This is a genomic window from Streptomyces sp. CS113, assembly GCF_002188365.1.
GTDB classification, from domain to species: Bacteria; Actinomycetota; Actinomycetes; order Streptomycetales; family Streptomycetaceae; genus Streptomyces; species Streptomyces tendae.
The window spans coordinates 5,168,664-5,189,123 of record NZ_KZ195574.1 but is presented as its reverse complement, the minus strand read 5'-3'; the positions used below and the strand labels follow the sequence as shown (position 1 = coordinate 5,189,123).

General features: G+C 72.5%; 20 protein-coding genes and 1 tRNA gene. 8 read left to right on the top strand and 13 right to left on the bottom strand.

Annotated elements, in window-relative coordinates; genetic code table 11:
• The first annotated feature begins 8 nt into the window (after window positions 1-8).
• The gene (locus tag B9W62_RS23190; protein ID WP_179235618.1) at window positions 9-935 is read left to right on the top strand and encodes an RNA polymerase sigma factor SigF; all 927 of its coding nucleotides are present in this window, start codon (window positions 9-11) and stop codon (window positions 933-935) included.
• A 122-nt stretch (window positions 936-1,057) separates the two neighbouring features.
• Here B9W62_RS23190 and B9W62_RS23185 read toward each other — a convergent pair whose 3' ends face one another.
• From B9W62_RS23185 to B9W62_RS23155, 7 genes are all read right to left on the bottom strand, one after another.
• A complete protein-coding gene (locus B9W62_RS23185; RefSeq protein WP_087808974.1) occupies window positions 1,058-1,381 on the bottom strand; it encodes a hypothetical protein in 324 nt (107 codons plus the stop codon).
• 38 nt (window positions 1,382-1,419) lie between these two features.
• Entirely contained in the window at window positions 1,420-2,595 is a 1,176-nt protein-coding gene (hutI, locus tag B9W62_RS23180) for an imidazolonepropionase (protein WP_087808973.1), read from the bottom strand.
• Window positions 2,596-2,657: 62 nt separating this feature from the next.
• Window positions 2,658-4,007 (bottom strand): formimidoylglutamate deiminase, encoded by a 1,350-nt coding sequence (locus B9W62_RS23175; protein WP_087808972.1) that lies wholly within the window; start codon window positions 4,005-4,007, stop codon window positions 2,658-2,660.
• Window positions 4,004-5,221: an allantoate amidohydrolase gene (locus B9W62_RS23170; RefSeq protein WP_087808971.1), complete on the bottom strand. Its 1,218-nt coding sequence runs from the start codon at window positions 5,219-5,221 to the stop codon at window positions 4,004-4,006. The genes B9W62_RS23175 and B9W62_RS23170 overlap by 4 nt, the downstream gene beginning before the upstream one ends.
• Entirely contained in the window at window positions 5,218-6,918 is a 1,701-nt protein-coding gene (gene hutU / locus B9W62_RS23165) for a urocanate hydratase (RefSeq protein WP_087808970.1), read from the bottom strand. The genes B9W62_RS23170 and hutU overlap by 4 nt, the downstream gene beginning before the upstream one ends.
• Before the next feature lie 201 nt (window positions 6,919-7,119).
• Entirely contained in the window at window positions 7,120-7,707 is a 588-nt protein-coding gene (locus B9W62_RS23160) for a hypothetical protein (protein WP_087808969.1), read from the bottom strand.
• Between the two features lie 232 nt (window positions 7,708-7,939).
• Entirely contained in the window at window positions 7,940-8,809 is an 870-nt protein-coding gene (locus B9W62_RS23155) for a MurR/RpiR family transcriptional regulator (RefSeq protein ID WP_087808968.1), read from the bottom strand.
• A gap of 163 nt (window positions 8,810-8,972) precedes the next feature.
• Between B9W62_RS23155 and B9W62_RS23150 the strand changes: the two genes are divergently transcribed.
• Window positions 8,973-9,401 carry a hypothetical protein gene (locus tag B9W62_RS23150; protein WP_179236086.1) on the top strand — a complete coding sequence of 143 codons (429 nt, stop codon included), beginning with the start codon at window positions 8,973-8,975 and terminating at the stop codon, window positions 9,399-9,401.
• A gap of 404 nt (window positions 9,402-9,805) precedes the next feature.
• On the opposite strand, the gene B9W62_RS23145 is transcribed toward B9W62_RS23150, so the two are convergent.
• Entirely contained in the window at window positions 9,806-11,191 is a 1,386-nt protein-coding gene (locus B9W62_RS23145; protein ID WP_087808966.1) for a cystathionine beta-synthase, read from the bottom strand.
• A 166-nt stretch (window positions 11,192-11,357) separates the two neighbouring features.
• On the opposite strand from B9W62_RS23145, the gene B9W62_RS23140 reads away from it, so the two are divergent.
• From B9W62_RS23140 to B9W62_RS23130, 3 genes are all read left to right on the top strand, one after another.
• The gene (locus B9W62_RS23140; protein ID WP_087808965.1) at window positions 11,358-12,398 is read left to right on the top strand and encodes an SGNH/GDSL hydrolase family protein; all 1,041 of its coding nucleotides are present in this window, start codon (window positions 11,358-11,360) and stop codon (window positions 12,396-12,398) included.
• A 270-nt stretch (window positions 12,399-12,668) separates the two neighbouring features.
• Entirely contained in the window at window positions 12,669-13,889 is a 1,221-nt protein-coding gene (locus B9W62_RS23135) for an acetyl-CoA C-acetyltransferase (RefSeq protein WP_087808964.1), read from the top strand.
• A 306-nt stretch (window positions 13,890-14,195) separates the two neighbouring features.
• On the top strand, window positions 14,196-15,005 hold the full coding sequence (locus B9W62_RS23130; RefSeq protein WP_087808963.1) for a hypothetical protein: 810 nt from the start codon (window positions 14,196-14,198) through the stop codon (window positions 15,003-15,005).
• 68 nt (window positions 15,006-15,073) lie between these two features.
• Here the strand turns inward: B9W62_RS23130 and B9W62_RS23125 are convergent, their stop codons facing one another.
• The gene (locus B9W62_RS23125; protein ID WP_229892354.1) at window positions 15,074-15,385 is read right to left on the bottom strand and encodes a hypothetical protein; all 312 of its coding nucleotides are present in this window, start codon (window positions 15,383-15,385) and stop codon (window positions 15,074-15,076) included.
• Window positions 15,386-15,488: 103 nt separating this feature from the next.
• Here B9W62_RS23125 and B9W62_RS23120 point away from each other — a divergent pair, with 103 nt between their 5' ends.
• Window positions 15,489-15,719, top strand: coding sequence for a DUF4287 domain-containing protein (locus B9W62_RS23120; protein ID WP_087808961.1), 231 nt, complete (start codon window positions 15,489-15,491; stop codon window positions 15,717-15,719).
• 73 nt (window positions 15,720-15,792) lie between these two features.
• Here B9W62_RS23120 and B9W62_RS23115 read toward each other — a convergent pair whose 3' ends face one another.
• The gene (locus tag B9W62_RS23115; protein ID WP_087808960.1) at window positions 15,793-16,716 is read right to left on the bottom strand and encodes a Bax inhibitor-1/YccA family protein; all 924 of its coding nucleotides are present in this window, start codon (window positions 16,714-16,716) and stop codon (window positions 15,793-15,795) included.
• A gap of 168 nt (window positions 16,717-16,884) precedes the next feature.
• Complete coding sequence (locus B9W62_RS23110) at window positions 16,885-18,054, bottom strand: 4-hydroxybenzoate 3-monooxygenase (protein WP_087808959.1); 1,170 nt, start codon at window positions 18,052-18,054, stop codon at window positions 16,885-16,887.
• A gap of 244 nt (window positions 18,055-18,298) precedes the next feature.
• On the opposite strand from B9W62_RS23110, the gene B9W62_RS40270 reads away from it, so the two are divergent.
• Both B9W62_RS40270 and B9W62_RS23105 read left to right on the top strand, forming a co-directional pair.
• Window positions 18,299-18,457: a hypothetical protein gene (locus B9W62_RS40270; RefSeq protein WP_179235617.1), complete on the top strand. Its 159-nt coding sequence runs from the start codon at window positions 18,299-18,301 to the stop codon at window positions 18,455-18,457.
• A 109-nt stretch (window positions 18,458-18,566) separates the two neighbouring features.
• Window positions 18,567-19,352, top strand: a complete 786-nt coding sequence (locus tag B9W62_RS23105; RefSeq protein ID WP_087808958.1) for a hypothetical protein — start codon at window positions 18,567-18,569, stop codon at window positions 19,350-19,352.
• 215 nt (window positions 19,353-19,567) lie between these two features.
• Here the strand turns inward: B9W62_RS23105 and B9W62_RS23100 are convergent, their stop codons facing one another.
• A complete protein-coding gene (locus tag B9W62_RS23100) occupies window positions 19,568-20,113 on the bottom strand; it encodes a GNAT family N-acetyltransferase (protein WP_256976557.1) in 546 nt (181 codons plus the stop codon).
• Window positions 20,114-20,221: 108 nt separating this feature from the next.
• A tRNA-Leu gene (locus B9W62_RS23095) sits at window positions 20,222-20,308 on the bottom strand.
• Window positions 20,309-20,460: the final 152 nt, after the last annotated feature.

Sequence of the window (20,460 nt, the reverse complement as noted above, 5' to 3'; positions counted from 1 at the left end):
CGAGAACGATGGAGGACATCATGTCACCCCGGCTCGACGGATCGCGTACCCACCAAGCGACGTCGACACTCCCTCCGGAACATCTGGATCCCATCGAGCACCACGACGCCGTCGTCGGCCACGACGACGCCCTCGCCGGGCTTCCGGACATCCCCGCGTACGACGAGGTCGCTCCGGCGGACGCCAGGGCCCTGTCCAAGACCCTCTTCGAGCGGCTGGAGTCGCTGGAGGAAGGCACGCACGAGCACGCGTACGTACGCAACACGCTCGTCGAGCTGAACCTCGCGCTGGTCAAGTTCGCCGCCTCCCGCTTCCGCTCGCGCAGCGAGCCGATGGAGGACATCATCCAGGTCGGCACCATCGGCCTGATCAAGGCGATCGACCGCTTCGAGCTGTCGCGCGGTGTGGAGTTCCCCACGTTCGCGATGCCGACCATCATCGGCGAGATCAAGCGCTTCTTCCGTGACACCTCGTGGTCCGTGCGCGTTCCGCGCCGGCTCCAGGAGCTGCGGCTCGACCTGGCGAAGGCCGGCGACGAGCTGGCCCAGCGCCTCGACCGCGCCCCCACGGTGACCGAGCTGGCCGAGCACCTGGGCCTGTCCAAGGACGAGGTCGTCGAGGGCATGGCGGCGTCCAACGCCTACACCGCCTCCTCGCTGGACGCCCAGCCCGAGGAGGACGACGCGGAGGGCGCGCTCGCCGACCGCATCGGCTACGAGGACCACGGGCTCGAGGGCATCGAGTACGTCGAGTCGCTGAAGCCGCTGATCGCCGAGCTGCCCGCCCGGGACCGGAAGATCCTCTCCCTGCGTTTCGTCGCCGGCATGACCCAGTCGGAGATCGGCGAGGAGCTGGGGATCTCCCAGATGCACGTCTCGCGTCTGCTGTCGCGGACCCTCGTACGACTGCGCAAGGGGCTCACGGTCGAGGAGTAGTCGTCAGGCCCTGACCGGGTGTCGCTTGCCCTCAAGGGGGGTGGTCCGAAGCCGGGCCGCCCCCCTTCGGGCTGCCGCCTCCGCTCGGACCGCCGCCCGGCTCAGTCGGACCGCCGCCCGGCTCAGGGGGAGTTGGCGATCAGTGCCGCCGTCGGCAGCAGCGGGGCGAGCCCGCTCAGGAGCCAGTACGTGCGCGGCGCCAGGGACGTCCGGCGCCGCAGCGGCGCGTTGACCAGCCACCAGAGCAGCGCGAAGAGCGCCACCACGGGGACGACGATCACCAGCCAGAGCGCCATGCCGTCGTTCTCCGTCGGCTCGCGCACGGTCCAGCCGAGTTCGGCCAGTGGCCAGTTGGCCACCAGGTACCACACGAGCCAGAACGGCACGACGCCCGGAATGCCGAGCAGCACGTTCACCAGGAACGGCGTCCACCAGTACTTGGCCATCCGTTCCCCGCTCCCCCGCCGTCCGGCTCACATGCTGCTCACACCCTACGCACTCCCCGCCGCCACACCCCCGCGACCAGCGGCACCCCCGGCCGGTAGGCCAGGTGGACGTGGCTCGGGGCGTCCAGGAGCGTCAGGTCGGCGTACGCGCCCGGGACGAGCCGGCCGACGTCGTCGCGGCGCAGGGCCGCGGCGCCGCCCGCGGTGGCCGACCAGACCGCCTCGTCCGGCGTCATCCCCATGTCCCGTACCGCGAGCGCGATACAGAAGGGCACGGAGGACGTGAAGGAGGAGCCGGGGTTGCAGTCGGTGGAGAGGGCCACCGTGGCACCGGCGTCGATCAGGCGCCGGGCGTCCGGCCACTGGGCGCGGGTGGAGAACTCGGCCCCGGGGAGGAGGGTCGCGACCGTGCGGCTGCCCGCGAGGGCGTCGACGTCGGCGTCGGTGAGGTGGGTGCAGTGGTCGGCGCTGGCGGCGTCGAGTTCGACGGCGAGCCGGACGCCGGGGCCGTAGGAGAGCTGGTTGGCGTGGATGCGGGGGTGCAGGCCCTTCGCCCTGCCCGCGGTGAGGATGGCGCGGGCCTGGTCGCCGTCGAAGGCGCCCTTCTCGCAGAACACGTCGATCCAGCGGGCGTGCGGGGCGCAGGCGTCGAGCATGTCGCCGGTGACCAGGTCGACGTAGGCGGCGGGGTCGTCGGCGAGTTCGGGGGCGACGATGTGGGCGCCGAGGAAGGTGACCTCGTCGGTGTGGCGGGCGGCGACGCGCAGGGCGCGGGACTCGTCTTCGGTGGTCAGGCCGTAGCCGGACTTGGTCTCGAAGGTGGTGGTGCCCTGGCGCAGGGCCTCGGCGAGGTAGCGGGTGAGACCGGCCTCCAGTTCCGCGTCGCTCGCGGCCCGGGTGGCGGCGACGGTGGTGCGGATGCCGCCCGCGCTGTAGGGGCGGCCGGACATACGGGCGTTGAACTCCTCGGTGCGGTCGCCCGCGAAGAGGAGGTGGGAGTGGGAGTCCACGAAGCCGGGGAGGACCGCCCGGCCGGCGGCGTCGACCCGATTGTCAGTGGCGGGTGCTTTGCTTGATTCACCGGTCCACGCGACCCGTTCGCCCTCGATGACGACGGCCGCGTCCCAGACCAGACCGAGCGGGGAGTGGTCGCCGAGGGAGGGGTCGTTGGTGACGAGTGCGGCGATGTTGGTGATGACGGTGCTGCTGCTCATGGGGTCCCTGGTGTCCTCGTGGGGGCTGGGGCGTGGGGCGGGCCGCGGGCGGGCGCCGGTGGTCAGGCGCGCAGGGCTTCGACGGCCCGCGCCAGGGCCTGCGGCACATCCGGTACGAGGGCGTGCGCCCCGTCGCGTACGACGTGCCGTCCGCCCACGACCGTGTGCCGTACGTCCGCTGCCGTCGCGGCGAATACGGCCGTCTCGGCGCCGAGCCTGGGCAGTGGCCCCGCCGTCCTGACCGAGTCCAGCGCGATCGTGGCGAGGTCGGCGCGGGCTCCGGCCTCGATGCGGCCGGTGTCGTTCCAGCCGAGGGCGGCGTGGCCGTCGGCGGAGGCGGCGCGCAGCAGGGCGGCGGCGGTCCAGTGGCCGCGGGTGCGGGTGCGCAGCCGCTCGTTCAGCTCCATGGCGCGCGCCTCTTCCAGCAGGTCGACGACGGCGTGGCTGTCCGAGCCGAGGGAGAGGGCCGAGCCCGCCCGCTGGAGGGCGGGTGCGGGTCCGATGCCGTCGGCGAGGTCCCGTTCCGTGGTGGGGCACATGCAGGTGCCGGTGCGGCTGTCGCCGAGCAGGGCGATGTCCTCGTCGGTCAGGTGGGTGTTGTGGACGCCGGTGGTTCGGGGTCCGAGCACGCCGTGGTCGGCGAGGAGGCGGGTCGGGGTGCATCCGTGGGCCCGGCGGCAGGCGTCGTTCTCGGCGGTCTGCTCGGACAGGTGCACATGCAGCGGGGCCCGCCGCTCCTCGGCCCACCGCGCCACCGTCGCCAACTGGTCCGCGGGCACGGCCCGTACGGAGTGGATCGCGGCCCCGATCCGTGCGTGATCCCGTTCCTTGAGAACTGAACAGCGTTCGGCCCAGGCCTGAGCCGTGCCGTCGGAGAAACGCAGCTGGTGGGTGCCCGGGGGGTCGCCGAAGCCGGAGGACAGGTAGCAGGTGTCGAGGAGGGTGATGCGGACACCGGCTTCGGCGGCGGCCTCGATCAGGGCCTCGCCCATCGCGTTGGGGTCGGCGTAGGGGGTGCCGCCGGGCGCGTGGTGCACGTAGTGGAACTCGCCGACGGCGGTGATGCCGGCCAGCGCCATCTCGGCGTACACGGCGCGGGCGAGGGCGTGGTAGGTGTCCGGGGTCAGCCGGTCGGCGACGGAGTACATCACCTCGCGCCAGGTCCAGAAGGTGCCGGAGCCGACCTGGACGGTGCCGCGCAGGGCGCGGTGGAAGGCGTGCGAGTGCGCGTTCGCCAGCCCCGGCAGGGTCAGTCCGCGCAGGATCTCGGCGCCGGGCGGCGGGGTGGCGACGCCCTGGTGAACGGCGGTGATGCGGCCGTCCCGGACGTCCAGAGCGACACCCGGTTCGACATGGGTGCCGAGCCACGCGTGTTCCAGCCAGTACGTGCGGGTCCGCTCGGAGGAGGTCACGTGCAGGCCAGCCCTTCCAGTACGTCGGCGAGTGCGTTCACCCCGGCCACGCAGTCGTCCTCGGCGGCGTACTCGGCCGGGGAGTGCGAGACGCCGGTGGGGTTGCGCACGAACAGCATGGCGGTCGGGATGCGGTCGGAGAGGATTCCGGCGTCGTGTCCGGCGCCGGTGCCGAGGACGGGCACCTTCAGCTCCGTCTCCGTGCCCAGGATGCGGGCGAGTTCGTCGCGCAGGGCGTGGTCGAAGTCGACGACCGGCGTGAAGGACTCGCGGACCACGTCGAGGTCCACGCCGTGCGCGGCGGCGTACTCGCGGGCGGCCTCCTCGATGCCGGTGACCACGGTGTCCAGGCTCTCCTGGTCGGCGGCGCGGGAGTCGAGCCAGCCGCGCACCAGGGAGGGGATGGCGTTGACGCCGTTGGGTTCGACGCCGATCTTGCCGAAGGTGGCGACGGCACCGGCGCGTTCGGCCTCGCGGCGGGCGGCGAGGACGGTCTCGGCGTACGACAGCATCGGGTCGTGCCGGTCGGCGAGGCGGGTGGTGCCGGCGTGGTTGGCCTCGCCCCGGAAGTCGAACCGCCAGCGTCCGTGCGGCCAGATGGCGGAAGCGATGCCGATCTGGTCGCCGGACAAGTCGAGGGCCCGGCCCTGCTCGACGTGGAGTTCGACGAAGGCGCCGATGCGGGCGAGCCGTTCGGGGTCGGGGCCGAGGGTGTCCGGGTCGTACCCGGCGGTTTCCATGGCCTGCGGGAGGGTGATGCCGTCGCCGTCGGTGAGGCGGTGGGCCTGCTCGACGGTGAGCGCGCCGGCGGTGAGCCGGGAGCCGACGCAGGCGAGGCCGAAGCGGGCGCCCTCCTCGTCGCCGAAGTTGACGATGCCCAGCGGCCGGGTGGGCCGCGCTCCCCGCTCGCGCAGTTCGTCCAGGGCGGCGAAGGCGGAGACGACGCCGAGCGGGCCGTCGAAGGCGCCGCCGTCGGGCACGGAGTCCAGGTGGGACCCGGTGACGACGGCGTTCCCGGCCGCCGGGTCGCCGAGCCAGGCCCACTGGTTGCCGTTGCGGTCGGTCTCGTGGGCGAGTCCGCGTGCCTCGGCCTGCTCCCGGAACCAGGTCCGGCAGTCGGTGTCGGCGCCGGTCCAGGCGTAGCGCCGGTAGCCGCCGGAGGCGGAGCTGCGGCCGACCGGCAGCAGCTCCGCCCACATGCTGTGGAAACTCACGCGCCGTCACCCTCGTGCGTCACGTCATCCTCGTGCGTCACGTCACCCTCGCGCATGGGCACCCGCACGCCCCGCTCCGCGGCGACGGACTCGGCGATGTCGTACCCGGCGTCGACGTGCCGGATGACGCCCATGCCGGGGTCGTTGGTGAGGACCCGGCGGATCTTCTCCCCGGCGAGCGGGGTGCCGTCGGCGACGGTGACCTGCCCGGCGTGGATGGAGCGGCCCATGCCGACGCCGCCGCCGTGGTGGAGGGAGACCCAGGAGGCGCCGGAGGCCACGTTGACCATGGCGTTGAGCAGCGGCCAGTCGGCGATGGCGTCGGAGCCGTCGAGCATGGCCTCGGTCTCGCGGTACGGGGAGGCGACGGAGCCGCAGTCGAGGTGGTCGCGGCCGATGACGATCGGGGCGGCCAGCTCGCCGCTCGCGACCATGTCGTTGAACCGCTCACCGGCCTTGTCGCGCTCGCCGTAGCCGAGCCAGCAGATGCGGGCGGGCAGGCCCTGGAAGTGGACCCGCTCCCCCGCCATCTTGATCCAGCGGGCCAGCGACTCGTTCTCCGGGAAGAGGTCGAGGATCGCCTTGTCGGTCTTGGCGATGTCGGCGGGGTCGCCGGACAGGGCGGCCCAGCGGAAGGGGCCCTTGCCCTCGCAGAACAGCGGGCGGATGTAGGCGGGGACGAAGCCGGGGAAGGCGAAGGCCCGGTCGTATCCGGCGAGCTGGGCCTCGCCGCGGATGGAGTTGCCGTAGTCGAAGACCTCGGCACCGGCGTCCTGGAAGCCGACCATGGCCTCGACGTGCCGGGCCATGGACTCGCGGGCCCGGGTGGTGAAGCCGGCCGGGTCCTTGGCGGCGGCGTCGGCCATGTCCTCGAAGGCGATGCCGGTGGGCAGGTAGGCCAGCGGGTCGTGGGCCGAGGTCTGGTCGGTGACGATGTCGATCGGGGCGCCCATGGCGAGCAGCTGCGGGACCAGCTCGGCGGCGTTGCCGAGGACGCCGATGGACAGCGGCTTGCGCCGGTCCCGTGCCTCGGTGGCCAGCTGGAGGGCGTGGTCGAGGGAGTCGGCCTTGACGTCGAGGTAGCGGTGCTCGATGCGGCGCTCGATGGCGCGCGGGTCGCAGTCGACGCAGATGACGACGCCGTCGTTCATGGTGACCGCGAGGGGCTGGGCGCCGCCCATGCCGCCGAGGCCGGCGGTGAGGGTGATGGTCCCCGCCAGCGTGCCGCCGAACTTCTTGGCGGCGACGGCGGCGAAGGTCTCGTAGGTGCCCTGGAGGATGCCCTGGGTGCCGATGTAGATCCAGGAGCCGGCGGTCATCTGCCCGTACATGGTCAGGCCGAGGGCCTCCAGGCGGCGGAACTCCTCCCAGTTGGCCCAGTCGCCGACGAGGTTGGAGTTGGCGATGAGGACGCGCGGGGCCCACTCGTGGGTCTGCATGACGCCGACCGGGCGGCCGGACTGGACGAGCATCGTCTCGTCCTGCTTGAGGGTCCGCAGGGTGCGGACCATGGCGTCGAAGGAGCGCCAGTCGCGGGCCGCCTTGCCCGTGCCGCCGTAGACGACGAGCTTGTCGGGGTGCTCGGCGACCTCCGGGTCGAGGTTGTTCTGCAGCATCCGCAGGGCGGCCTCCTGCTGCCAGCCCAGGGCGCTCGGCTCGGTACCGCGTGGCGCTCGGACAGGACGAGGTCCGGACATGGTCTGCCTCCTGGTGGCTTGCTCCCGGCGGATTGTTGCTACGGATATTCATATCCTCACCTCCTGAATAGAGCTAGTCAACAGGGTCGTGTCCGTGCGGCGCGCATACGAGTGCGGGGCCCCCGGTCGGGGGCCCCGCAGTAGGACTGCTGGACGTCGGCGCAGACGGGAGCGCGCGGTCGTCGTCGTGGTCGGTCGCGCTCAGACCGTCGCCGGCGTCTTCCGGCGCGCTCCACCCGGTGCCGCGTCGCCCGCCGCGATGCCCGTGCTGCGGTAGGCCTTGACCGCCTTGCCCGCGGGGCGGCCGGCGTTGGCGGCGAGCCAGTCCACGCGGACCCACAGCAGGGCGTTGCCGGACTCTTCGCGGCGGCCGAGCCAGGCGGACTTGAGCCACAGCCCGGCGCCGCAGCCGGCCAGCAGCAGCCCACCCGCGGCGGGCACGGCGAAGGCGCTGCCGAGGGCGGCGAGGAAGGCGAGGAGCAGCCACCAGCGGTGGCCCCGGCGCCAGTTGCGCACGGTGACCCCGCGGTCCTGGAGCACGTCGTGCTTGCCCGCGCGGGCGGCCGAGCCGGAAAGGGCGGTGTAGCGCCGTCGGCGCACCCACGCCACGACGGCCGTGGCGACGATGAAGAGCGCGGCACCGGCCAGCACCCCGATCCGGCGTCCGGTGAGCCCCGGCACCAGCACGCCGATGCCCGCCGCGAAAACGCCCAGCCACCACAAGGGTGCGGCGCCCGCCCGTACGACGACGGCGACCCGAGCCAGCCCCACCTGTCCTCCGCGCGCCACGTCCCGCCTCCTGTTCCGTCCGGCCCGGACGATGCGTCCGGTGCGATGCGTGCGATGCGTCTGAAGGGTGTGTCAGGCGCCGCACTGTAACGGGGCAAGCTGAGACGATTCTGAGAACCCGTCCGCCGTCCGGGTCACCTCGGGGGTGCTCCCTGGTCGGCCGGGCCACCTCGGGGATGCTCCCGGGCCGGCCGGGCCAGTCGGGCCGATCGGGTCAGCCGGGCCGATCGGGTCAGTCCACGAACAGTCCCCGCGCCACGGCCTTGGCGTCGAACTCCTCCAGCCGGGCCTGCGCGTCCGGCAGGTCGTCGCACATCGCCTCGAGCAGCACCCGGCCGAGCAGCATCGGCGCGCAGGCGGTGTCGAAGGCGAGCCCGGTGCCGACGGCGGCGGGCAGCAGCAGGTCGGACACCTTGGCGACCGGCGCGAAGGCGGAGTCGGCGACCGTCACCACGGTGAGCCCCGCCTCCTTGGCATGGGCCAGCGCCTCGACGACCTCGCGCGGGTGCCGGGGCAGGGCGAAGCAGAGCAGCGTGTCCGCCCCGGCCCGGACGGCGGCGTCGATGCGGTCGCGGAGCATCGTGCCGCCCTCGCCGAGGAGCCGGACGTCCGGGTGGACCTTGGCGGCGAAGTAGGCGAAGCCGTGCGCCTGGGCGGCGGCGGCCCGCAGTCCGAGCACCGGCAGCGGCCGGCTCCCGGCGAGCAGGCGGCCCGCCTCCCGCACCGGTCCCGGATCGGCCAGCACCTCCGCGAGGTGCCGCAGGTTCTCGATCTCGGCCGCCACGGCCTGCTGGTACTCGTTGACGGCACCGGTGTCCGCGACCGGCTCCGCGGGCGCGACCTCGCGCAGGTGACGGCGGAGCGCCGGGTAGCCGTCGAAGCCGAGGGCGACGGCGAAGCGGGTCACGGACGGCTGGCTGACCCCCGCCAGCTCGGCCAGCTCCACGCTCGACAGGAAGGGCACGTCGGAAGCGCGGCGCACCATGCTGTGCGCGATGCGCCGCTGGGTCGGCGTCAGCCGGTGCCCCTCGAAGAGCGTCTGCAACCGCGCGGCCGGACCGTCGGTCCCGCTCGCCCCGCTGGTGCCGCCGGTCCCGTTCATGACGTGGCCCCCTCGACCTATTCACGCGCCCCGACTTCTGCATACCTTTATACAGCGAGGCGGCGCCGCAGGCCGACCCCTACCGGCCCGCCCCCGCCGGAAACGGGGGTTGTCCCCAGTGCCGACGGCGCCCCGGATCCCTACCGTGGGTCGCATGACGGGAATGGACGCACGCGACGCCGACCTGAAGAAGGAACTCGACGCCACCCTGCGGACCCGCAGGGAGCTCGGCGAGGAGTACGAGTCCGCCCTGGTCGACTCGTTCCTGGAGAAGGTCGACCAGCGCATCGACGGGGCGGTGGAGCGCCGGGTGCGCCGGCAGCTCGCCGAGCAGCAGATGACGGCGGCCCGGGACAGCCGGTCGCCGCGGCCCACGGACTCCTTCGGCGAGCGCTTCGGCTTCGGCATCGTCTCGCTGGTGCTCGCGATCCCGCTGTCCGCGATCGGGGGCGGGGTCGCGAACCTGCCCGGGATGCTGGTCGCCTGGGCGGGCATCGTCGGCGTCAACGTCGTCCAGGTCGCCCGCACCAATCCCGGCCTGTTCGGGCACCGCCGCCGCCGCGCCGAGCGGGACGACGGCTGGGAGGACTGAGCACAGCACGCCGCCCGGGGAGACCGGGCAAAGGGGGAAGACTGCGCGGGGACCGCCGCACCCCCATCGCTGGGGGGCGGGACGACGGCGGTCCCCGCGGGGGACGCGCGCGGTGCCGGGCCTCTCGGCCGGGGCGGCGCGTCCGTGGCGTCGTAGGAGGTCCGGGAGCCGCTCCGGAAGGTCCGTGACGCCGTTCGGCGCCGGCGGAACCGGGGAGCCTCCCCCAGGGCTGCACGCCTGGGAGGTACCTCCACCCGTCCCTGCCGACATCCCTTACTCTGCCGGTCCCGTGTTAAGCGACTGCTGCGCGCACATGACGTGCGCGTACCACTTCCGCGAAGTCCACGAAGATCACCAGCCGGATCGCGGGTCCCGCCTGCCCTGCTGCCCGTACCCGGCGACCTCTACTTGCCCTTGGCGAGGAAGGACAGCAGGTCCTGCCGGCTCACCACACCGGTCGGCTTGCCCTCGACGAGGACGATCGCCGCGTCGGCGCCGCCGAGCACCGACATCAGGTCCGCGACGGGCTCGCCGGAGCCGACCTGGGGCAGCGGGGCGGACATGTGCTTCTCCAGCGGGTCCTCCAGCGAGGCGCGCTTGGCGAACAGCGCGTCAAGGAGCTCGCGCTCCACGACCGAGCCGACGACCTCGGCGGCCATCACGTCCGGGTGGCCGGCGCCGGGCTTGACGATCGGCATCTGCGAGACGCCGTACTCGCGCAGCACGTCGATGGCCTGGCCGACGGTCTCGTCCGGGTGCATGTGGACGAGGGAGGGGATGTGGCCGCCCTCCTTGTGGTTCAGCACCTCGGCGACGCGGGCGCTGGGCCCGGCGTCCTCCAGGAAGCCGTAGTCGGCCATCCACTCGTCGTTGAAGATCTTGCTGAGGTAGCCGCGCCCGCTGTCCGGCAGCAGCACGACCACCACGTCGTCCTCGCCGAGCCGCGCCGCCACCTCGAGGGCCGCGACGACCGCCATGCCGCAGGAGCCGCCCACCAGCAGTCCCTCCTCCTTGGCGAGGCGGCGGGTCATCTGGAAGGAGTCCTTGTCGGAGACGGCGACGATCTCGTCGGCGACCTCGCGGTCGTACGCCGTCGGCCAGAAGTCCTCGCCGACGCCCTCGACCAGGTAGGGGCGCCCGGAGCCGCCGGAGTAGACGGAGCCCTCGGGGTCGGCGCCGATCACCTTGACCGCGCCGTCACTGGCGTCCTTCAGGTACCGGCCGGTGCCGGAGATGGTGCCGCCGGTGCCGACGCCGGCCACGAAGTGGGTGATCCTCCCCTCGGTCTGCTCCCACAGCTCGGGGCCCGTGGAGTGGTAGTGCGAGAGCGGGTTGTTCGGGTTGGAGTACTGGTCCGGCTTCCAGGCGCCCGGCGTCTCGCGGACCAGCCGGTCGGAGACGTTGTAGTACGAGTCGGGGTGCTCGGGGTCGACCGCGGTCGGGCAGACGACGACCTCGGCGCCGTACGCGCGCAGGACGTTGATCTTGTCGGTGGACACCTTGTCGGGGCAGACGAAGATGCACTTGTAGCCCTTCTGCTGGGCCACGATGGCGAGACCGACGCCGGTGTTGCCGCTGGTCGGCTCGACGATGGTGCCGCCCGGCCGCAGTTCTCCGCTCTTCTCCGCGGCCTCGATCATGCGCAGGGCGATGCGGTCCTTCACCGAGCCGCCCGGGTTGAAGTACTCCACCTTGGCCAGGACGGTGGCCCTGATCCCCTTGGTCACGTTGTTGAGCCGCACCAGCGGGGTGTTGCCGACGAGGCTGATCATCGAGTCGTGGAATTGCACCGTGGTCTCCGGATGCCGCAAAGGAAGGGTCGATATCGGTCCCGCCAGCCTATGGCCTGCGGACCTGCGGACGCCCCGTGACGGTCGTTCACCCTGCGTTGAGATTGGGCGACCGTCCGTACGGGGCAAGGAGTGGGTGTACGGGTTGAGGAGGTGGCGGCGACGCATGACGAGCATGTCGAGGGCGAGGGTGGCCCGGCGGATCGCGGCCGGCGCGGCATACGGCGGCGGCGGTATCGGGCTGGCGGGGGCGGCGGCGGTCGGTCTGGTGGTGGCGGAGGTGCAGCTGGCCAGACGCCGGGTGGGCGTGGGCCCGCCGACCCGGGTGCCGAACGCGCAGGGGCTGTACGGCGGCACCCTGCCCACGGCCGGTGACCCACCGCTGCGGCTGGTGATGCTGGGCGACTCCACGGCCGCCGGCCAGGGCGTCCACCGGGCCGGGCAGACGCCGGGCGCGCTCCTGGCGTCGGGGCTGGCGGCGGTGGCGGAGCGGCCGGTGCGGCTGGGGTCGGTCGCGCAGCCGGGGGCGTGCTCGGACGACCTGGACCGGCAGGTGGCGCTGGTGCTCGCGGACCCGGACCGGGTGCCGGACATCTGCGTGATCATGGTCGGCGCCAACGACGTCACCCACCGGATGCCGGCGACCCGCTCGGTGCGGCACCTGGCGGGGGCGGTACGGCGGCTGCGCACGGCCGGCGCGGAGGTGGTGGTCGGCACCTGCCCGGACCTGGGCACGATCGAGCGGGTGCGGCAACCGCTGCGCTGGCTGGCCCGGCGGGCCTCGCGGCAGCTGGCGGCGGCGCAGACCATCGGCGTCGTCGAGCAGGGCGGGCGCACGGTGTCGCTGGGCGATCTGCTGGGCCCGGAGTTCGCGCAGAACCCGCGGGAGCTGTTCGGCCCCGACAACTACCACCCGTCCGCCGAGGGGTACGCCACGGCCGCGATGGCGGTACTGCCGTCGGTGTGTGCCGCGCTGGGCCTGTGGCCGGCCGAGGAGGAGCACCCGGACGCGCTGCGCCGCGAGGGTTTCCTGCCGGTGGCGCGTGCGGCGGCGGAGGCGGCGTCCGAGGCGGGCACGGAGGTCGCCGCCGCGATGCCCACGGGGCCCCGGGGTCCCCGGGGGCCTTGGGCGCTGCTGAAGCGCCGGAGGCGGCGCCGGGTGTCGGAGGCGGAGCCCACGCCTTCACCGTCGGGGCAGGCCGGGTAGCGGCGGGGCGCCGACCGGGCGCCCGCCCGGTGCCGCTGCGCCCACCCGTGCCGCCTGGGGGTACCACCCAGGCGGTTCAGGCACGGGGGGAGGCACGACTGCCCGCAGCTACGGAGGGAGGAGGGAGGGAGGGAGGAGGGAGGCAGGCGCCAAGCAAGCGCTTAGACAGTTGCGGTCCATGTCACACCGCCGCAGGCGTGACCCGGGCCATACGGCCGGGTAACTTCCCCAGCAGCCGCCCGATTACTTCGCCTCGCCACTGGAGCCGTGATGCCCGAAGCCGTGATCGTCTCTGCCGCCCGTTCCCCCATCGGCCGCGCCTTCAAGGGCTCCCTCAAGGACCTGCGCCCCGACGACCTGGCCGCCACGATCATCCAGGCGGCCCTCGCGAAGGTCCCCGAGCTGGACCCGCGGGACATCGACGACCTGATGCTCGGCTGCGGCCTGCCCGGCGGCGAGCAGGGCAACAACCTCGGCCGGATCGTCGCCGTCGAGATGGGCATGGACCACCTGCCCGGCTGCACCGTCACCCGGTACTGCTCCTCGTCGCTTCAGACCTCCCGCATGGCCCTGCACGCCATCAAGGCCGGTGAGGGCGACGTCTTCATCTCGGCCGGCGTCGAGATGGTCTCCCGGTTCGCCAAGGGCAACTCGGACAGCCTGCCGGACACCCGCAACCCGCTGTTCGCCGAGGCCGAGGCCCGCACCGCCGAGGTCGCCCAGCAGGAGGGCACCACCTGGCACGACCCGCGCGAGGACGGCCTCGTCCCCGACCCGTACATCGCGATGGGCCAGACCGCGGAGAACCTCGCCCGCGCCAAGGGCATCACCCGGCAGGACATGGACGAGTTCGGCGTCCGGTCGCAGAACCTCGCCGAGGAAGCCATCAAGAACGGCTTCTGGGAGCGCGAGATCACCCCGGTCACGCTGCCCGACGGCACGGTCGTCTCGAAGGACGACGGCCCCCGCGCCGGCGTCACCCTGGAGGGCGTGGCGGGCCTCAAGCCCGTCTTCCGCCCCGACGGCCTGGTCACCGCCGGCAACTGCTGCCCGCTCAACGACGGCGCCGCCGCCCTGGTGATCATGAGCGACACCAAGGCCCGCGAGCTGGGCCTGACGCCGCTGGCCCGCATCGTCTCCACCGGCGTCTCCGGCCTCTCCCCCGAGATCATGGGCCTCGGCCCGGTCGAGGCCAGCAAGCAGGCGCTCTCCCGCGCCGGACTGTCCGTCGGCGACATCGACCTGGTCGAGATCAACGAGGCGTTCGCCGCGCAGGTCATCCCGTCCTACCGGGACCTGGGCATCCCGCTGGAGAAGCTGAACGTCAACGGCGGCGCCATCGCCGTCGGCCACCCCTTCGGCATGACCGGCGCCCGCATCACCGGCACGCTGATCAACTCCCTCCAGACGCACGACAAGCAGTTCGGTCTGGAGACCATGTGCGTCGGCGGCGGCCAGGGCATGGCCATGGTCATCGAGCGCCTGAGCTGACCCCCGCCGAGGGCCGTCACCGAGGGCACTGAGGGACCGTCAGTAGCGCCCGGCGGACCCAGCGTGACGAGGCGGCCCGGGAGCCTGTTCACCGCAGGGTTCTGGGCCGTTTTGTGACCCAAACTCCCCCAGGATGTGACCTACCTCTCTCGCCCCCTGGATTTACGCAGGTCAGACCCGTCCCACCCGCCCCGTCCGGGCCCAAAGTCCTGTCCGTTTCGTGACGTTACGCACTGACAGACGGTTAGTCCTCCCTTCAAGCTGATGTAGGAAGTCGGGGGTCGACTTTGAACCGGGAGTACGTCAGTGAGCGCCATGCCGATCGCCCTGCTGCTCACCACGGCCGCCACCGGCGCCGTGGGCGTCGCCGTCCTGCGCAGCATCCTGGTGCTGCGCCGGCAGGTGACCGCCTTGCGCGCCGAGCTGGCCGAGAGCCGGGCCACCGCCACGCGGGGCCGGGTGCCCGCCGCCCGCACCACCGCCGATGCCGAGGAGATACGCGCCGCCGTCGCGGAGGCGCTCGCCGAGGAGCGCGAGCGGGAACTCGCCGAGGCGCGGGCCTTCTGGGCCGCCCAGGAGACCCGCGACGCCTCCGACGCACCCCTGCTGCTCGGCCTCTCCGACAGTGAGCTGTTCCTGCCCCGCCAGGCGGACCTGGTGGGCCTGGAGCCGGTGACCGAGCCGGTCGCGGACACCGACGAGCCGTCCGCGCAGGACGCGGGCCACACCGGTCCCGGGGAGTCCGCCGAGCTGGCCGCCGCCCGCCGCCGGCACCCCTCGCACCCGGACTTCGTGCCGAACCCGTCCCCGGCCGTCAACGACCACGACCGCACCGTGGCGACCCTGGAGGAGCTGGCCGGGTCGAGCGTCGCGCTGGCGGACGTCCGGCCGGGTCCGCTGGGCACCCTCGACGTGTACGTCTTCGCCGACGGCACCACCCTGTGCATGACCCCGGGGCACCGCGAGACCGCGGAGCGCCTGGCCGCCGCGCTGGGCGCGGGCCAGACGCCGTACCTCCTCGGCGGCTCCGGCATCTCCGGCGCCTACACGCTGACCTTCGCCTGCGGCGAGGAGAACGTCTACATCCTGGCGGACCGCGTCATCGCGTCCCTGTAGTCCCGCCGGTCACGCCGGTCACGCCGGTTCCGCCGGTCCCGCCGGTCGGGCGGGTCCCGCCGGCCGCGTCAGACCCCGGCCCGTTTGCGCGCCTCCTCCACCAGCGCCGCCGCTTCTTCCACCTGGCCCTCGTCCTCCAGTACGAGGGCCAAGTCGTGTGCGGCGACGGCGATCTGGTCGGCGGCGGCGAACATGCCCGCGTCCGGCATCTGCCGGGGCTCGGCCCCGGGTTCCTCCACGAGCTGGGCCCGCCGGGCCAACTCCCTGGCCAGCTCCAGCGCCTCGGCGGCGGCGCCGCGCTGGAGCCTGCTCTGCGGGGCGGCCCGCAGCCGGTCGGCGAAGTCGTCCACGGCACGGGTCAAAGGCGTCGTATCAACCACGGCGCGAGCGTACGCGGCCGTCCGGGACTGTTGCCAACGGGCGAACGCTCAGGCACGGTGACCTGAAGGACCGGCTTACATCCCCTTTCGCCCGGAGGCGCCGATGTCCCAAGTCTTCTCCGAGGAGACCCATCGCAACCTGCTCGCCCGTATCCCCCAGTGCACCGGCCGTGAGATCTCCGACTGGCTGCGCGCCGTCGAGGACGGCCCCGCCCTCTTCCGCTTCGAGGAGAAGGTCAGCTGGCTCCGCCACGAACACAACCTCGCGTACGGCCACGCGAAGGCGATCGTCCACGAGTACGACCTGAGAAGGGCCGCGCGCAACCTGCGGTGAGCAGGCGCGCCGGCCCCACGACGACGAAGGGCCCCGGGCACGAAGCCCGGGGCCCTTCCTCTGCTGGGTGCTCCTAGTCGTTGCTGTTCAAGATCGCGATCAGGCGCAGGAACTCCAGGTAGATCCAGACCAGCGTCAGCGTGAGGCCGAAAGCGGCGAACCAGGCCTCCTCGCGCGGGGCGCCGTAGGCCAGCCCGTCCTCGACCTGCTTGAAGTCGAGGGCGAGGAAGCAGGCACCGAGGATGATGCCGACGATGCCGAAGACGACACCGAGCGCACCGCTGCGGAAGCCGAGGCCGTCACCGCCGCCGAAGACGGCGAACAGCAGGTTCACCATCATCAGGAAGACGAAGCCGAGCGCGGCCGCCATGACGAAGCCGTAGAAGCGTCGGTTGACGCGGATCCAGCCCGCCTTGTAGGCGATCAGCACACCGGCGAAGACCGCCATCGTGCCGATCACGGCCTGCATCGCCGCGCCGTCCGCGATGCGGTTGTCGACGACGCTGGAGACGACGCCGAGGAAGACACCCTCGAACGCCGCGTAGGACAGGATCAGCGCCGGCGTGGGCTTGCGCTTGAACGACTGGACGAGCGCCAGGACCATGCCGATCAGCGCGGCACCGATACCGATGCCGTACGAGCGGCTGATGTTGGCGTCGTCCACCGGCAGCAGCGCCCACGCGAGCGCGGCCGTCACCACGAGCACGCCGAGCGTGCTCGCCGTGCGGATGACGACGTCGTCCATCGTCATCCGGCCGGCGGTGGCGGGCGCCTGCGGCGGCGCGCCGAACTGCTGGTCCGGCTGGGCGTACGGGTTCTGCGCGTACGGGTTGCCGGCGGGCTGCTGGGCGTACGGGTTGCCCTGGGTGCCCTGCGCGTACGGGTTGGCCTGCGTGGCGACGGCGGGTCCCCCGGCCTGCGGCGCGGCGTTGAAGCCCGCGTAGCCGTTGTCGCGGCTGAACCCCCGTCGCGAGAAGACCGGGTTTCTGCTCCTCATTTCACTCCTCCATGGCCACACGGCGCAGCCTTGGCTCAAGAGTAATAGAACGGCAAAGGAATGACCCTACTGCTTGGGGAGGATCTTTCCCTCGCCTTGCGACTCAACACGCTACGCCGATCAGTGATTCCCCTCACGGCCGGGGTGCCCGGGCCGCCCGGCCCCCGCTCACCCGATCGGGAACCCGGTGTAGGCCTCGGCGAGGTCGGTCTCGGCGGCGCGGGAAGAGGCGATCCGGTCGAGGCGGGCCAGCTGGAGCCGGTCCTCGAAGGGGGTGGCGCCCGGGGCGGTGTGCAGCAGGGTCGTCATGTCGTACGAGAACCGCTCGGCCTGCCAGACGCGGCGCAGGCAGGTCGCGGAGTAGGCGTCGAGGAGGTCGTCGGAGCCGGTCGCCGTGCGGTGGGTCAGCGCGCGGGCGAAGGTGACGACGTCCCCGACGGCGAGGTTGAGGCCCTTGGCGCCGGTGGGCGGCACGATGTGCGCGGCGTCGCCGGCCAGGAAGAGCCGGCCGTGCCGCATGGGCTCGTGGACGTAGGACCGCATCGGCGTGACCGACTTCTGGGTGATGGGGCCGCGCCGCAGGCTCCAGTCGTCGTCGGTCTCGAAGCGGCGCTCCAGCTCGTCCCAGATCCGCTCGTCGCTCCAGCTGTCGGCGTCCGTGTCCGCGGGGACCTGGAGGTAGAGGCGGGAGACGGACGGGGAGCGCATGGACAGCAGGGCGAAGCCGCGGTCGTGGCGGGCGTAGACCAGCTCGTCGTGCGAGGGGGCGACGTCGGCGAGGATGCCGAGCCAGCCGAAGGGATACGTCCGTTCGAAGGTGCGCCCGTCCGGGACCGCGCTCCGGGCCACGCCCCAGTAGCCGTCGCAGCCGACGACGTAGTCGCACTCCAGGACGTCCTCGACACCCTCGCGGCGGAAGCGGACCCGCGGCCGTTCCGTGTCGGCGCCCTCCACGGCCAGCGCCTCGGTCTCGAACATCAGCGGGCCGCCCTCCTTGAGCTGGAGGGCGATGAGGTCCTTGCAGACCTCGGTCTGGGCGTAGACCATGACGGACCTGCCGCCGGTGAGCGCGGGGAAGTCGACGCGGTGGCGGCGCCGGGCGAACCGCAGCTCGATGCCGTCGTGGCGCAGCCCCTCGCGGTCCATCCGCTCCCCGGCCCCGGCCTCGCGCAGTACGTCCACCGTGCCCTGCTCCAGGATCCCGGCGCGCTGCCTGCGCTCGACGTAGGCACGGTCGCGGCTCTCCAGGACGACCGAGTCGATCCCGGCGTTGTGGAGCAGCCGGGCGAGCAGGAGCCCGGCGGGGCCTGCCCCGATGATGCCGACGGTGGTGCGCATCGGTCGTTCCCTTCGATCGGCGTCGTTGCCTTGCTCGAGCCGGCAGTTGTCCGCGTCGCGTTGTCGCCTTGTCGCGTTGCCGTTTGTTCGCGTGGTGAAAATTCCTTCACCATCAACTGCGCCGAGTCTCGGCCTCCCGCGCGCCACTGTCAACGGGCGAACCGGACATCCTCAGGGGAGAGCCCTCCCGGTCCGCCCCCGCCGCCCCCGCCGCCCCCGGGGGGCCGCCGGAGACGTGTGGGTCATGGTGGGGGTGCTCTCGACCGTCGCCGTCCTGGCCACCTTGCTCGTGCGCACCCTGCGCATGAGCGGGCCGGGCAGCTGCTTCGTCCTCCTGGTCGCCGCCCTCGGCGACCGTAACTGCTCGTCCCGCGATCACGACAGGAGTGTCATGGCACGGTAACCGCGCTTCCCGCAGGTCACCGCGACGTTCAGGATGGTGATCGGCAAGGCAGAGAGCCGGCCGGAACGACCAATCCGGCCATCACCATCACACCAGGGGGAGACCCACCATGCTTCGCACTCACCGCCGCAAGTCCGTCCTCGCCGCCGCAGCCCTGGTGGCCACGACGATGCTGCTGACCGCCTGTCAGGGAGGGGCCACCGAGGACGGCGGCAAGTCGACCGGGGCCACGGCCTCGGACTCGGCCGCCAAGGGGAAGTCCGACGACGGTGGTACCGGTACCGGTACCGGCGGCCAGGCCCAGTCGGTCTCGAAGGGCTCGAAGAGCGGCATGGTGTCGGGCAAGTGGACCGGCACGGTCGCCTACCTCGCCCCCGGCAAGTACACCGTCACGGACGCCAACGGTGCGGAGCAGGCGTTCTTCACCGCCGAGGACACCGACATCGAGGGCGCGGGCAAGATCTGCGGTGACGCGGACGGCCAGGCCGCCACGCCGTGCACCGAGGAAGAGCTCGAGGCCGCGGCCAAGCAGGGGTTCGGAGCGACGGTGGACGTCAAGGACGGAGTGGCCGTCAGCATCATCGAGGACCACACCGACAGTGGCAACGGCAACGGCAACGGCATGGGAGAGGGCGAGAGGTCAGGGCTCTTCTCGGGCACGCTCGGCTACCTGGCCCCGGGCAAGTACACCCTCAGCCGCGACGGTGACGAGCGTGCGTTCTTCACCGCCACCGACACCGTCATCAACGGCGCCGGCTGGATCTGCGGTGACGCGCAGACCGTCACGCCCTGCACCGAGGAAGACCTCGAAGCCGCGGCCAAGAAGGGCGGCGTCGCCGTCGCCGTCCAGGTCGAGGACGGCGTCGCCGTCACCATCGACGAAGAGCACAACTGATCGCGGAACCGCCCCGGATCTCCCCGCACCCGATCATGTGGGTTCGAGGACGCCCGAAACGACGAGAGCCGGCCCTCCTCCCCCCATGGCGCGTACCCGTACTTCGGTTGATGTACGGCGTCCCGTCGCCGGTCGGGGGTGGAGTCGTGGACCGTGTGGGCATCGCCGCATGGGCATGGCAGACCGGTCTCGCACCGGCCGATCAGGCACAGACGTCACGATGGTGCCGCGTAACAGCGGACGGCCACCGTCTGGTGCGGGCTCCACTGCTGCTCGACGGTGGCCATCAGCTCCCAGCCCAGCCGCTCGTACAGGGCTGCCGCCGCGGTATCGGATGCGACGACGTCGAGCACCGGATGCAGGCCGCGACGCCGCGCTTCCGCCACCGCCCGGCCGACCAGCAGTGCGCCGATCCGGCGTCCCCTCGCCCACGGGGCGACGAACAGCCTGCTGACCACGGCGGTCGTACCCGCCGTCGCGCCGTTCCGCTCGCTCCACAGCGTCGGGGCCAGATCGCCTTCGCCGCCTTGCGACAGACCGACATGCCCGACCAGGCCGCCTTCGAGTTCGGCAACCCAGGAGCCCAGCAGGGAGCCGCGTGACAGCCACTCGCCGGGCTGGTCCGGCCAGTTCACCGGATAGCCGTCGCGCGCGTGGACCTCCGCGAGGACCCGCACGCACTCCTCGGCATCGCCATCGGCCCTCTGCCGGACCCAGGGGCTCGGTCGCCCGTCGGGCGCCCCGGGGCCGTCGATGTTCATCCGGACATGGAAACACGGGCCACGGAGTCGCAACCAGTCACGGACCGGAGCAATGGCTTGCCCCGTGAAACCTTCGCCGATGGTCACGCAGCGTGACAGTGATGTTGATGGTGCCCGGAGCCGGACTTGAACCGGCACGCCCTCGAAGGGGCAGCGAGGTTTAAGCTCGCCGTGTCTGCATTCCACCATCCGGGCAGGCCATGGGCTCCGCGTCGCGCGCCTTGAGCCTATCGGGACGCACCTCCCGGGCCTCGGGCGGGACGACCGATGTTGTCTTATTTTATTGATGCCTGAGGGTCCATCAGATGTGGGGGTCAGGCCATCAGCACATGCCAACAGCCTTGCGT

Coding starts and splice junctions, on each gene's coding strand:
- B9W62_RS23190 (WP_179235618.1), top strand. CDS start 9: ATGGAGGACATCATGTCACCCCGGCTCGACGGATCGCGTACCCACCAA.
- B9W62_RS23185 (WP_087808974.1), bottom strand. CDS start 1,381: ATGGCCAAGTACTGGTGGACGCCGTTCCTGGTGAACGTGCTGCTCGGC.
- hutI (WP_087808973.1), bottom strand. CDS start 2,595: ATGAGCAGCAGCACCGTCATCACCAACATCGCCGCACTCGTCACCAAC.
- hutU (WP_087808970.1), bottom strand. CDS start 6,918: ATGTCCGGACCTCGTCCTGTCCGAGCGCCACGCGGTACCGAGCCGAGC.
- B9W62_RS23155 (WP_087808968.1), bottom strand. CDS start 8,809: ATGAACGGGACCGGCGGCACCAGCGGGGCGAGCGGGACCGACGGTCCG.
- B9W62_RS23150 (WP_179236086.1), top strand. CDS start 8,973: ATGGACGCACGCGACGCCGACCTGAAGAAGGAACTCGACGCCACCCTG.
- B9W62_RS23140 (WP_087808965.1), top strand. CDS start 11,358: ATGACGAGCATGTCGAGGGCGAGGGTGGCCCGGCGGATCGCGGCCGGC.
- B9W62_RS23135 (WP_087808964.1), top strand. CDS start 12,669: ATGCCCGAAGCCGTGATCGTCTCTGCCGCCCGTTCCCCCATCGGCCGC.
- B9W62_RS23120 (WP_087808961.1), top strand. CDS start 15,489: ATGTCCCAAGTCTTCTCCGAGGAGACCCATCGCAACCTGCTCGCCCGT.
- B9W62_RS23115 (WP_087808960.1), bottom strand. CDS start 16,716: ATGAGGAGCAGAAACCCGGTCTTCTCGCGACGGGGGTTCAGCCGCGAC.
- B9W62_RS23110 (WP_087808959.1), bottom strand. CDS start 18,054: ATGCGCACCACCGTCGGCATCATCGGGGCAGGCCCCGCCGGGCTCCTG.
- B9W62_RS40270 (WP_179235617.1), top strand. CDS start 18,299: ATGGTGGGGGTGCTCTCGACCGTCGCCGTCCTGGCCACCTTGCTCGTG.
- B9W62_RS23105 (WP_087808958.1), top strand. CDS start 18,567: ATGCTTCGCACTCACCGCCGCAAGTCCGTCCTCGCCGCCGCAGCCCTG.
- B9W62_RS23100 (WP_256976557.1), bottom strand. CDS start 20,113: ATGAACATCGACGGCCCCGGGGCGCCCGACGGGCGACCGAGCCCCTGG.